Source organism: Nostoc parmelioides FACHB-3921 (assembly GCF_014696625.1).
Taxonomy (GTDB): domain Bacteria; phylum Cyanobacteriota; class Cyanobacteriia; order Cyanobacteriales; family Nostocaceae; genus Trichormus; species Trichormus parmelioides.
This window is the reverse complement of sequence record NZ_JACJQL010000047.1, coordinates 34207-46676: the sequence shown is the minus strand read 5'-3', so window position 1 is coordinate 46676 and position 12470 is coordinate 34207. Positions and strand designations below refer to the sequence as shown.

Annotated in this window: 10 protein-coding genes and 1 pseudogene; 3 read left to right on the top strand and 8 right to left on the bottom strand. The window is 39.1% G+C overall.

Annotated features, from left to right (window positions below):
• Window positions 1-87: 87 nt before the first annotated feature.
• The 6 genes and pseudogenes from H6G14_RS23740 to H6G14_RS23715 all read right to left on the bottom strand — a co-directional run bounded on the left by H6G14_RS23740 (window position 88) and on the right by H6G14_RS23715 (window position 5468).
• Window positions 88-963: an AAA family ATPase gene (locus H6G14_RS23740; protein WP_190570228.1), complete on the bottom strand. Its 876-nt coding sequence runs from the start codon at window positions 961-963 to the stop codon at window positions 88-90.
• A complete protein-coding gene (locus H6G14_RS23735; protein WP_190570226.1) occupies window positions 960-2141 on the bottom strand; it encodes a DUF262 domain-containing protein in 1182 nt (393 codons plus the stop codon). The genes H6G14_RS23740 and H6G14_RS23735 overlap by 4 nt, the downstream gene beginning before the upstream one ends.
• Before the next feature lie 236 nt (window positions 2142-2377).
• Window positions 2378-3307 carry a methylenetetrahydrofolate reductase gene (locus H6G14_RS23730; RefSeq protein ID WP_190570224.1) on the bottom strand — a complete coding sequence of 310 codons (930 nt, stop codon included), beginning with the start codon at window positions 3305-3307 and terminating at the stop codon, window positions 2378-2380.
• Window positions 3308-3568: 261 nt separating this feature from the next.
• A pseudogene (locus tag H6G14_RS23725) lies at window positions 3569-4165 on the bottom strand (transposase); the annotation flags it as partial.
• Window positions 4166-4632: 467 nt separating this feature from the next.
• Window positions 4633-4920 (bottom strand): hypothetical protein, encoded by a 288-nt coding sequence (locus tag H6G14_RS23720; protein ID WP_190570222.1) that lies wholly within the window; start codon window positions 4918-4920, stop codon window positions 4633-4635.
• Entirely contained in the window at window positions 4911-5468 is a 558-nt protein-coding gene (locus H6G14_RS23715; RefSeq protein ID WP_190570220.1) for a DUF6036 family nucleotidyltransferase, read from the bottom strand. Before H6G14_RS23715 ends, H6G14_RS23720 begins: the two co-directional genes overlap by 10 nt.
• Window positions 5469-5543: 75 nt before the next feature.
• Between H6G14_RS23715 and H6G14_RS23710 the strand changes: the two genes are divergently transcribed.
• The gene (locus tag H6G14_RS23710; protein ID WP_190570219.1) at window positions 5544-8126 is read left to right on the top strand and encodes a tetratricopeptide repeat protein; all 2583 of its coding nucleotides are present in this window, start codon (window positions 5544-5546) and stop codon (window positions 8124-8126) included.
• Between the two features lie 416 nt (window positions 8127-8542).
• Here H6G14_RS23710 and H6G14_RS23705 read toward each other — a convergent pair whose 3' ends face one another.
• Window positions 8543-9151, bottom strand: coding sequence for a hypothetical protein (locus H6G14_RS23705; protein WP_190570217.1), 609 nt, complete (start codon window positions 9149-9151; stop codon window positions 8543-8545).
• A gap of 479 nt (window positions 9152-9630) precedes the next feature.
• Complete coding sequence (locus tag H6G14_RS23700; protein WP_190570215.1) at window positions 9631-10395, bottom strand: RICIN domain-containing protein; 765 nt, start codon at window positions 10393-10395, stop codon at window positions 9631-9633.
• Window positions 10396-10433: 38 nt separating this feature from the next.
• Here H6G14_RS23700 and H6G14_RS34080 point away from each other — a divergent pair, with 38 nt between their 5' ends.
• Complete coding sequence (locus tag H6G14_RS34080) at window positions 10434-10559, top strand: hypothetical protein (RefSeq protein ID WP_277884327.1); 126 nt, start codon at window positions 10434-10436, stop codon at window positions 10557-10559.
• A 797-nt stretch (window positions 10560-11356) separates the two neighbouring features.
• Window positions 11357-12364: a hypothetical protein gene (locus H6G14_RS23695; RefSeq protein ID WP_190570211.1), complete on the top strand. Its 1008-nt coding sequence runs from the start codon at window positions 11357-11359 to the stop codon at window positions 12362-12364.
• The last annotated feature ends 106 nt before the right edge of the window (window positions 12365-12470 follow it).

Below are 12470 nucleotides of genomic sequence, written 5' to 3'. Positions count from 1 at the left end.
CCTCTGGGTATGATTCTATTCTTTTTAAGGGGCTTGTCATTATTAATACTCGCTTTTCTAGCTCCTCTGTTTATTTTCCTATAAAATTTATTTTAAAGATAGGTCTAATGAACCTGGAATAGATGCAAGTGCAGCTACTATAACTGGCAAAGTATAAGTAATTCCAAAGCCAACATTAGTATTACGATATCTGCTACTCACCTCTTTGCCCATTTCAAATGAGTATCGCAAACTCATTAAATCAACACCTTCAATCGGGTCGATATGAATTCTTGTGCCAGGACTTATTTCTCCCATCCATGCCTTTACTTGATTTTTCAGTAATAAAGATTTTTCTTTTGGATGACTTAATTTATTTGGTTCATTTTGTTTAAAGCGTTCCAAATTTTTAGGAATATTTTGTGAAAATTTCTGCTCAAGCCCAATAGTATTTATTTTTTGATCACCAAAAACGTATAAGAAATGTTCCGCATATTCACCTCTAGTACCAATTTGAAAATTTTGGCTTACTGAATAATCTGACATTTCAAAAACATTACGAGGGCCAAGCCTTTCTGCTTGCAAATAGTGAAAATAATTTCCAAAAAGGCTAAAATCATGTATTTCCTGGGTTATGGGAGCAATATCAGTACGTAAAACATCTGCTTTCTGGTCATATCTAAAATTCCATTCCCATGTCATTTTCTCTCGATATTCTACTATCAGTTTAATACCGATTAATTCCTCTTTCGCTCCCTCAAATAAAGCATCTTTAGCAGTCCCAATACTTACTAAATCTCCATTTAGAGCCAAACGTTTTCTTTGTAAAAGTCTTTGTTGATATGACTGACGTAATAACAGCAATGATTGTAAGGCTGAAGACTTACCCATGCCATTTAAACCTGATAATAGAGTTAGTTGCCTAAACTCTATTAGCTGGTCTTCAAAAGGTTTAAAGTTTTTCAAATGTAGTGAATATATCATGACAATTCTGCCTTGATAATTGCTGCAATTTCATCCAATCTATGTAATACAGTCTTAATGTTTCCTGTACTTCTATATATAGGAGTATCAAATTTACCCTCGTTAGTCAAATCAATCATTCTATGTTTAATATTTTCTTTTTTTTCTTTAATAATTTTAATTTCTTGATCACTAAGTTTAAATAAATTAACACACCAGCTTTCAAATAAAGCTTTGTTAATGGGATATCGCTTTGTTCCTACTTTCATTTTCCGAAAAGCATCTTTGCCAAAGATGTCATATGCTAATTTCATTAAATTTAAAAATTGCTTTTCTATTAAATTTATTTCCTCAACAGACATAGAATTTATATATGACATAGACTTATCTAATATTCTTTTAAAGCTTTTGCTTTTTTTGAAAATTTCTTGATCATTTATCATGAAAACTAATACTCTAAGTATACATTCACGATCAGCCATTCTATCTGGCTTTATACCATTGTCAGTAGCGATTTTAAATTCAGACGATACAGCTAAATTTTCTAATAACTTTGTTGCTTTACCTTGATTTAAAGCATGACGAATTTCCTGTATTGATAAGGATGAACCACCAGTATTAATACGCTCAAATATAACTTGCTTAAAATTATTGGCTGTGCCTGGTTCAATAAAAATAACTGTGAGAGGGGTTTCTTCTATACGACGTTGGTAATTACGAGGTATTTCATCATATATTTTTCCGTTAAACTCAGTAAATGACTCTAATCCAGTTAGCCTCAGTTTTTTATCGATTACAAACTCCTTTAAACTAGTTAACCTTTGTACACCATCTATTACTAACCAGTTATTTTCATTGGTTGCATCAATATAAAATGCTGGTAGGGGAATACGAAGTAAAATCGATTCAATAAGCCTACTTTTAGCAACTTCATTCCAAACTGATTTGCGTTGAAATTCAGGATATAATTCAAGTTTATTATTTATAATTTTGCTTAATAAATAATTAATGGTTTTCTGTCTTGTTTCAACTCTAATTTCAGTTGCTTCAAAGGGTTCATTAACTTCTTCTTCTGATACAATATTCCCTTCATCAATAAATAACTCTTCTATTTCATTATCTTCTTCTAGAATATCTGGCTCTTTGGCTTCCATCTCTTTTTTAAAATATTCTGGATTGAGATCATTGATATGTGTCATAATGGCTACTTCTTGGAGTTAAGGGGTATTTGATTATTAATTTGTAATCTTTATTATTTTCAAAATCATACTGAACATTATGATTTAGATAAGTTACTTCGATCTTACTACTTTCTAACATTCATAGGTGTATGTCATATATGTCATTACAGTTGCAACATTCTCTACACTTAAGAAACAATAAAGCAGCTGCAATAAAACAACTGCTATAATAAAAATATGAAAGATTTTTGAAACTACTTCGCTAACACCTGATTAACTGGTGCAACTCCAGCTAAATCTAAAATTTGCGGAATCAAATCTTCCCGCTTCACAGCCATCATGTGGACACCATGACACAATTGCCGTGCTATCTGTACTTGCTCGGCAGCAATTTTTACACCCTCTTCTAATGGGTCTTTGGCTTTGGCTAATCTATCAATAATGTGTTCAGGTATATTTACACCCGGAACGCACCTATTAATAAATTGGGCATTTTTTGCTGATTTCAACAGAAAAATTCCTGCCAAAATTGGCTTGTTATAGCCAGAAGCTAGCTTATCCATGAACTTTTCTAGTCTTTCAAAATCAGTGATTAATTGACTTTGAAAAAATTGCGCTCCCGCTTCAATTTTGCGCTCAAAGCGACTTTGTAAACCAGACCAACTTGCACACTGCGGGTCTACGGCTGCACCGACAAATAAATCGGTTGCGCCATCGGTCAAGGGTTTATCGTTGCAATCAACACCTTGATTCATTTTTCGTATTAGTTGCAATAGTCGCACTGCTTCTAAATCAAAGACGGCTTTGGCTTCGGGATGATCGCCTGCTTTTACTGGGTCACCAGTCAAAGCTAAAATATTACGAATACCCAAGGCGTGAGCGCCCATGAGGTCGGCTTGTAGTGCAATACGGTTGCGATCGCGGCAAGCCATCTGACAAATTGGTTCAATACCCTGTTGCAACAAAATCGCCGATGCTACCAATGAAGACATCCGCAACACCGCACGGCTACCATCGGTAATATTGACAGCATGAACTCTCCCCTTAAGAGTCGCCGCCATTTCCATCATGTGAGTGGGATTTCCCCCTTTTGGTGGTGCTACCTCGGCGGTAACTAAAAATTCCCCCGCTTGCGCGGCTTTACTGAAATAATTCAAAGCAGTATAGCTATGGTTATCATCCATAACGTGATTATGTCGGTTCTTTTTAAGGGTATAACGAATTACACCTGAAAGAACAAGGAGTGGGATGGGGATTGGGGACTCAATACTTATCGGTTCAGGATTAAGCAGTATTAAGAATAAAAAAAGTGAGTGGTTGACGTTTAGTACCCGCTCCTGAGTGGATTGGTTTTCTAGATGGAAACTTAGAACGAGGTTTTTTGACTACTCTGGGATTTGTCCTGCCCTGTCTTGGAGGGATTTTTTGCTCCAAAATTTCCAGGATTAGTTTGGAGAAAAAAAGGGTAGTTGCTCACTGTTCGCATCTTGGAAATCAGAAATAGCCCGACGAATGACTTTGAGAGTACCAGTAAAACCTAAGCGTAATGGAGATATGGAAGCAGCAGTCGCGGCTTGAAACATTAAAGTGCGAACTGCATAATGGCTTAAAAGCCACCCGTAGATTTCTTGAACAACTTCACGGGGTTTGAGAGAGCGAATTGGAGTTGTGCGCCCATTAAGATGAGTTTTTAACTCATCAATAGTATTTTCGATTTCCCGACTTTGATGATACTCTGTGGCTAACAACAATGCAGGAAATAAAGCAATATCCATCAAACTGGTAATTAAACGATAAGTTTGTTGTCCATTCTCTGAGTCGATAGTGTATTCTATAACCCGTACCTGAATCCTTGACCTACCTTTGTGCTTGGATTTGCGGTCTGGAGCAATCCAGGAGAGATATGAACCATCGTCCAAAACCTTGTTTACCGGGAATTTAACGTTCTTTGGCACTCGCCCTAAATAGTGACATCCTTGATTGAAGGTGGCATGAACCATTCGGTAAGAATGTAGCCCTCTATCCCACATCAGCAGCATCCCTCAGGGGAAACGCACCTTATTTCCTAACAAAAACTAATAAGGATTTCAAAGTCATCTATATAAGTGCAAAACTTGACAAATTATAAACAAAATAAATCAATTATAGCAATCCTAAATGATTCATGAGAAAACCCCATATTCATGTAACTTAGGGAAGTTAAGTAGGCGTTCGCGCAGCGTTCCGCAGGAAAGCCCGCCGTAGGCATCACTGCCTTGATCTTTCTCTTAGTATTTATGTACTATATTTAGATGCGTTTGCCCTGGGGTCAATGGGAGATAAATCCATCAACACAAAGGTGATAATTGCCACTGTCAATAGCAATAGGAAAAGATAAAGCAGTTTTTTTAGAAAAAATCGCAATAAAAGATTCATTTAATTACAAATTATTTTCATAGACTTCTGCATGAAAATGATTATCATATATTTGGTTGTGAAAAATCAAAAAAACCTCTTAAATCCATCTTTTTCATTGATATCTGGACTTGAGTTCGAGGGCAGAACAAAAGCTGTTGAGACTATTTAACAAAGCATTATAGTAAGAATAAGCATCATCGTGTTCTTGCTGAAGATGAGCATACAAAGCCAGTTCTGGCTCTGATGCTAGAGGTTGATTTGGGATATCTAAACCTGCTTTGGTTAAGCGTATAGATGCGATCGCGATTAATAGCGCTCCGATGGTATTATTTTTACCGTGGAGAATATCTTCCAGTCCGGGTAAGATTAACTCAGATCCAGGCAATTCATTTAGCTCCATGATTGATCACTCCCTGGTGTACTTTCACAGGACTCGATAAATTGTTCGATCCTGCTTTTCAAAATATCGGGATTTAGGGCAGGAAATCGGATCAATTCAGGTTCGATTGCTCTAAAGCAATCACGTAATTCCTCTAAAGAAAATAATTTCTGCTCATACATAGCTCGAACATCATCAATATCGCGGTTATATCCCCTAGATAGCTTAGAAATGCCTTGCGATGTGAAGTCGTAATGATAAAATGATACTGCTCCTTCTCGTCCAATGAAAATGCTTCTGTTACGCCATCCAGGAAGGGGAGGTAAAAAATCCTGCGGGGAAGCTAGTTCTATATTGATGTCCAACTGTTGTTTAAGTTTAGCGATCGCTTGGAAGATACCTGGAGGTTCAGGGTCTAAACGGATATCGATATCCACAGTAGAACTACGCCATCCCACGAGTAAAGCACTCGCACCACCTGTAAAGTAAATGCAACCAGAGCCACGGGCTTCTCTACCTAAAAGTTTCATCAATTGTGCAATTTTCTGAGAATCGACATTTGAACGCATAATTTACATTAGTGCAGGTTGGTTTCTCTAAGCTAGCAGAATTGAAAAAGCTCTTATGCAGAGGAGAAAAACTATTTGCCACTAGGGTTAGAGTTGGTGGGGCGATATCTGGCGCGGAAACCAGATGTATCGATAGACAAGCTGCTGAAACGCTTGGAGGAAAAGCGGTTAGATGCGAAAGCTCTGAAAGATGCAGAACCGGGTATGACTGCATCATTAGGGGTAGCAACTGCGTTTGAGTTGAGTTGGCAGGATTTGACACAAGAGGCGCAGGAATTAGCTGGATTTTTGAGTTTGTTTGCCTTAGCAGAAATTCCGTGGTGGTTAGCGCAACTTTGTTGGCAGGTGTATGAATTAGATTTGCATACCTTTCGCATTGACCAACGCCCAAAGTGGTTCATGGAAGATGTGCAGGGGCAAGATAACGAAGAGTTGGAAGATATTCGGGATGAGATGCTGATTAATCCCCATTTACTGCAACGCACAGGAGAGGGTTACTATCAATTGCATCAACTTCTCAGAGAATTCTTTGGAGCAAAACAACAGCAGATGTCCAAAGAACAGGAGATGAAGCGATCGCTTTGCTGGGGAATGGCAGCAGTTGCAGAGCAAATCCCCAGGGAACCAACTCTTTCTGTGATTGAGCAAATGGCATCTGTAATTCCTCATGTTCAAAAGGCAATAATCACTCTAGAACCTTTGCTTAGTAATGAAGAGTTTATTCGGCTTTTCAGAGGCACTACTTGCTTTTATAAGGGACAGACTGCTTTTACAGAAGCTGTGCAATGGACAGAACGTTGTCTAAAAATTGCAAAAGTCCGTTTTGGGGAATCTCATTTGTATGTAGCTGATATCCTCAACAATCTTGGGATAATATACCGAGAGCAAGGACGCTATAGTGAGGCAGAAACGCTGTATCAGAAATCGCTGAGAATCCGTCAACAGCATTTAGGAGAATCTCACCCAGACTTAGGATATAATTTTAACAATCTTGCATTCCTTTACTATAGACAAGGACGCTACTCTGAAGCAGAGCAGTTGTATCAAAAATCACTGGCGTATTCACAAAATCAGTCAGAAGATACCCAAATTTTAGCCATCACTTTGCACAATCTTGCGGAACTCTACCTTTTGCAAGGACGTTATAGTGAAGCAGAACCATTGGGTTTGCGATCGCTAGAGATCCGCAAGCAGCAATTAGGGAATAACCATCCATACATAGCACAAAGTCTCAATAATCTCGCACTACTCTACACTTCGCAACAGCGATATAGTGAAGCAGAAGCATTGGGTTTACAATCGCTAGAAATCCGTCAGCAGCAATTAGGAAATGACCATCCGGCTATGGCAAGGAGTCTCTATACACTAGCAAACCTCTATATTGACCAAGAGCGCTACACTGAGGCAGAAGCATTGTCTTTGCGAGCGGTAGAAATCTACAGACAACAATTAGGAAATACTCACCCAGAAACAGCAGACAGCCTTAGCACTCTGGCAAGAGTCTATACATTACAAGACCGTTATAGTGAGGCAGAATCGCTGTATTTAGAGTGTTTAACGATTTTTGAGAGTAGCTTAGGTTATGCTCATCCTGATACCCAAAATATCAGCCAATATTTCATTGTGTTAGTGATGCGAGCTATAAAGTGTGGCAGAATCACAGAACTCTCTAATCATTCAAGAACCCAAGCGATGCTGCCACAAGCACTAGAAACTCTGCGACAGGATCTGGGTGAAAATAATACAGGTATAGCCAGTTGCCTAAATAACGTTGCTAAATTTTATTGCCATCACAGCAACTACAGTCAGGCAGAACCGCTATATCAAAAAGCGTTAAGCATCTCACAACAGCAGTTGGGAGACTCCCATCCAGATACAACAACAATCCTCAATAATCTTACGGATTTTTATTATTCACAAAATCGCTACACTGACGCAGAACCGTTGTGTCGGCTATCGCTAGAAATTTCTCGACAGCAATTGGGCGATTCCCATCCGTTTGTGGCAAAAAAATTCAATGACCTTGCATATCTCATTTATATGCAACAACGATATAGCGAAGCAGAACCACTATATCGGCAAGCATTAAAAATTTATCAACAGCAGTTAGGTAAGTCTGATACAGCGATAATAGTCACTCTTGACAATCTCGCCAGGCTTTACCGTGTTCAAGGAAATTATAGAAGTGCAGAACTGGTATATGTAGAAACATTAACATTTATAGAAGATAGATTGGGACAAGAACATCCCTATTTTCAAAGTATTTATTCAGATTTCTTTGTCTTTTTAGTAAACACATTACAGTTGCCTAAAGTCACGGAACTTTCCAACCATCCATTAACCCAATCCTTGCTTGTGCGATCGCTAGAAGTCATCCAACAGCAGTTAGGTGACAAGCATCCTGGCGTAGCAGCAACCATGAATAATTTTGCAGAATTCTATCGCGTCAACGGATACTACAGGCAGGCAGAACCATTGTACATACAAGCATTAACAATGATTGAAGATCAATTAGGACAAGGACATCCCAGTTTCCAAACTGCTTGGCAAAATATCATCATGTTTTTATTAGAGGTGATACAAGCAAACAGGAAGGCGGAACTCTCCGATCATCCAGTGACACAAATGTTACTTCAGTATATCAGTCCGGGACCATAATATTAAAGTTAAACAAAAGCCCATGCTATTGGTAAGTGTTGCCAGTATTCCACGTTAGAGCCAGAACGTGTAATCAAAGCCTCAAACTCAAATGGCTTCATTTATGCCCCCACGCGAGCGCCCTCTTCCAGCAGCGACCGTGCAACTTCCTTGCGAGGTCGTGGCTCAGTTTATCTGAAGCCTGTTTTCTATCTGACTTTTTCTGTTATCTAATTTACATAAAAATACGTAATTGTTTTGGCTCTCAAATTCATCCAATCTAATCAAAATAAGGGTGTTCCAAAAAATAAAATGCCCAGCCGTCGCCTTCGCCCCTGAAGGGCGAAGGCACAACAGTCCAGTTATCTAACGACTATATTCTTTATACGGCTGGGCATTTTATTCCTTGCAAGTGCCTTACTTGCTTGCAGAAGTGACTATTGTGGTAATAGTTCTGGCGGGGCATATACATCGCGGTAAAAGGTAAATTGTTCGCTCTTGAAGTAGCAACCGCCCCGATGTCCCCTGCGTGTCCAGGTAGCAAATCCTTTGGAAATAATTTCATTTGACTGATCGTCTACACAGTTCCATTCAAACTGAACAAATTCACGCCAAAAATAGACAATTGGCCAGCACACTGTCACTCCAGGCAGTGAAAGCAAAGCCCCCCAATGTCTTTCTCGGTCTTTTTGATCTTCCGTACCAACAAAGGGGCCATCTTGGCATAAATAAACCAAATTTTTATGATATTCAGCACTTAAAATATTGTTTCCTCTCTCACCTCCACTTCTCAAAGCTGCACAATGGCTTGGCCACCAATCCTTGTTTTCTTGTTCAATTTGCGCCCAGGTATAATCATTATTTACTGGTGGAAGTTCATCTTGTTTCAAACTTCCGAAATATTCTCCCTTTTCAAGCAATAGTTGCTGTGTCTCTGGGCTAATAAGTCCACGTCTTGAAAAGTCTGCCTCTAAGCCCCAATAGGTGTAATAATTGACTGGCTTTTGAAATCTCAATTGCCGTAATTCTTCAAATTCGTCAGCCATGTTTTTAATTCCTCAATACAATAATTGTGATGGAAAAAATAAATTGACAAGTTTGAATATTGGAAGTTTCTTAAGAACTACCTCAGCGCACTTTCCACTTGTTAATATTTCAAAATTTTTCTCAATATGCAAGGAAACTTAAGACAGTTTAGACAGTTAATGAATATTTCATCAAATATTTATATTTTTAGTTTGTTTAATTCCATGTCGCCTTTTTTCACTTTTTTCTGGAATAGTTGGCGTTTGAGTAGCATCTGTGCAAGAACTTACCCTAATGTCAAAAAGCAGATACAGCGATCCTTCTAGCAACCGTTAAACATTGCCTAGTTTATATCCTTTTAGGTAAAGTCAAATAACCTTTTAACGAAAGAATCGGGGTTGTAGTTTATCAAAAGATACCAGCCAAGTTCTGTGTTAGGCAAAGTTTCTGTATGATTGCTACAAGAACCCCTTATTTAAAACAAGAGCAAAATGCTTAACTACACAGCCTCAAATTTCCATTTGAAGTGATCGGCTTGTTGATTAGTCCATTGCAGGACATTTGCTCCATCCACAGTCTTCTTTCCATCCACAGCTAATGCTTTACTACTGTGTTTGGCAATGAGATAGAAATAGCCTTCACCTGCATCTTCTAATTTCCATTTGAAGTGATCGGCTTGTTGATTAGTCCATTGCAGAACATTTGCTCCATCCTCAGTTTTCTTTCCATCCACAGCTAATGCTTTACTACTGTGTTTGGCAATGAGATAGAAATAGCCTTCACCTGCATCTTCTAATTTCCATTTGAAGTGATCGACTTGTTGATTAGTCCATTGCAGGACATTTGCTCCATCCTCAGTTTTCTTTCCATCCACAGCTAATGCTTTACTACTGTGTTTGGCAATGAGGTAGTAGTCTGTTCCTACAGTAGGTAGTGTAGCAGCCTCAAATTTCCATTTGAAGTGATCGGCTCTTTGGTTAGTCCATTGCACAACATTTGCACTATCCTCAGTCCTTGCTCCATCCACAGCTAATGCTTTGCCACTGTGTTTGGCAATGAGATAGAAATAGCCTTCACCTGCATCTTCTAATTTCCATTTGAAGTGATCGGCTTTTTGGTTATTCCATTGCAGGACATTTGCTCCATCTTCGGTCTTGTTTCCATCCACAGCTAATGCTTTACCACTGTGTTTAGCAATGAGGTAATAATATGTTCCTGCGGTAGGGTAATAGTAGGGTCTTGCAGTAGATATTGTGGTTGTCATTATTATAAACCTTTGAAATTACTAGAGTTTGAAAATGAATGAGTGTGGGTTTTGCTAACGCTAAAGACAACTCGGCACAACAGTGTTCGCCTCAAGACATCAGTCCTGGGGTGAATACTATTGCAGCAGCACATATAGTCGCTGGCTTAAAGCGTCTAGCTTGACAAATGCTTTAGTAAAAAACGCATGAAGTGTATCTCAGCGTTGCTTTTAATATTTCAAAATTTTCATGAGAATGCAATGACAGTTAAGATATTTAAGACAGTTAAGCAAATATTTTAATAACCTTCATATAACAGCTTAATTGCTTCATTTTAACTTCATATGTATCGCTTACTACTTTGCCACGCAAATTATGACAGGTGTAACTGACGTAAGAGCATAGAGAGTAGGGAATGCAAAGAATAATCACACCTGTCATAATCTCTATGGTGGACTACTACGAGATTTGACGGCAGGGATTGGACTGAGTAAAGTCGCTCAATCAGATTAACTCTTGTTTTAATTACATTTGCTACATTTTAATATCGAAAAAAACTACCCCATCTTTGTGCAAAGTAGATAACGTAAAAAGACAGTTAACAAATGGGCTTCAGGTAAACTAAGCCATTACCGAGCAACAAGCTTGCGTAGCATTACCTACCCCAAACCTTATCATTAAAACGGTTTAGCGACTAATTAAATTCCATTTCTTACTTTTTTACTTATACTAAATTGATACCGAAAACTGATATTTTCGGCTTGCTATTTTTAATACTTAGCCTTTACCAAGGGAAAGGTGGCTATGTCGATCTAGTTGGGATGCGCTACAGCTAAAAGTTTGCAAATGAAAGCCCTGATTTTTCTGGAATGACTTTTTCATGCCTGAAGCCTAGTAGTTCACCAAAAAGGAAGGCAGGGGTCATAATTGTAGAGAATTAAGATTGAATCAGACCGCGATTCGCATACTTTGACAATCATCATGCCATCTGACGAACCTAAGCCTTTGGAGTCTACTGATACTGAGTTGTATGAAAAGACTCTGTTTACCCAACCGGACGTAGCTCAACTCCAGTCAAAAGAACTTTCTACAACTGAGGTAGAAATAGACCCCCTACTGGAAATCCCAACGGATGATGAGCAAGTAAATACCTCATCACAAATAGATGACATTGAAGCTTCAGGGGCGATATTTCAAGCTGTTGGGGTAATCACTGGGGAGGTAAACCTAAATTCAGAAGGCAGCAGCACTGTTACGATTGGTCGAAATCAATACCCACTTTTCTACATTGGGCGAAAACAGAGAGTATTTCAAGCTCTTAAGAAAGAAATAGAAACTACTGGCAACCGTACTCAACGTTTAGTAGTTTATCCAAAGGCAATTCATTTCCCGAAAAAAGAGCAACTGCATCGCATCGCTTTTCAGCTAGTAGGTTTTGACAGAGGGCGATTCCAAGAGGTAGTCTCAGAAGATTTAGAAGACCTAGAGTTTAAGTTCTCAGGACTGTGGCAGTTTATTCCCGTCTGTCAAACTCCCTGCATCTCTGTGTTCCGCAACTTCAGTTCTGAAAGACTGGAATATATTAAGCAGGCTGAACCAGCCCAGAAGGTAAAATTCATGAAGTCCAGTCATCTACCCTTGCTGTGGAAGGATGCACCAGTTAGACCCTTCCGATTTAATCCCAAAGTCCCGAAACAAGAACAAGGACACGCAGTATTTGTCACCCTCAAAGCGAAATTTCTACCAGGGCGTGATGTCTGGGGTTTTGTAGCCCTACTAGCACCACCACAAGAAACCGCACCCCGTTTCCTGAAAGCTTCCAAACAAGATAAAGCCACTGTCCAGCAATCTGCCAAAAAGAATAAACCCAACGGGCTGCGACCATCTAAAAAGGATAATGTTGGCGGCAATGCCGAACGCCGCAATCCTCCACCAAAACCGATTCCGAAAAAAAAGCCCCCTTTGGTTGAAGGAGAAACATCTCAATAGCAGTCTTCAGTTGTCGGTACTTAGCTGAAACAGCAAGCAGCCTCACGTCTCACCCGTTCGCGGAGCGTCTCGTAGAGAAGGGGAGCGTGATTTGATTGCTGGCGAA

Coding starts and splice junctions, on each gene's coding strand:
- H6G14_RS23740 (WP_190570228.1), bottom strand. CDS start 963: ATGATATATTCACTACATTTGAAAAACTTTAAACCTTTTGAAGACCAG.
- H6G14_RS23735 (WP_190570226.1), bottom strand. CDS start 2,141: ATGACACATATCAATGATCTCAATCCAGAATATTTTAAAAAAGAGATG.
- H6G14_RS23730 (WP_190570224.1), bottom strand. CDS start 3,307: ATGGATGATAACCATAGCTATACTGCTTTGAATTATTTCAGTAAAGCC.
- H6G14_RS23720 (WP_190570222.1), bottom strand. CDS start 4,920: ATGGAGCTAAATGAATTGCCTGGATCTGAGTTAATCTTACCCGGACTG.
- H6G14_RS23715 (WP_190570220.1), bottom strand. CDS start 5,468: ATGCGTTCAAATGTCGATTCTCAGAAAATTGCACAATTGATGAAACTT.
- H6G14_RS23705 (WP_190570217.1), bottom strand. CDS start 9,151: ATGGCTGACGAATTTGAAGAATTACGGCAATTGAGATTTCAAAAGCCA.
- H6G14_RS23700 (WP_190570215.1), bottom strand. CDS start 10,395: ATGACAACCACAATATCTACTGCAAGACCCTACTATTACCCTACCGCA.
- H6G14_RS34080 (WP_277884327.1), top strand. CDS start 10,434: ATGAGTGTGGGTTTTGCTAACGCTAAAGACAACTCGGCACAACAGTGT.
- H6G14_RS23695 (WP_190570211.1), top strand. CDS start 11,357: ATGCCATCTGACGAACCTAAGCCTTTGGAGTCTACTGATACTGAGTTG.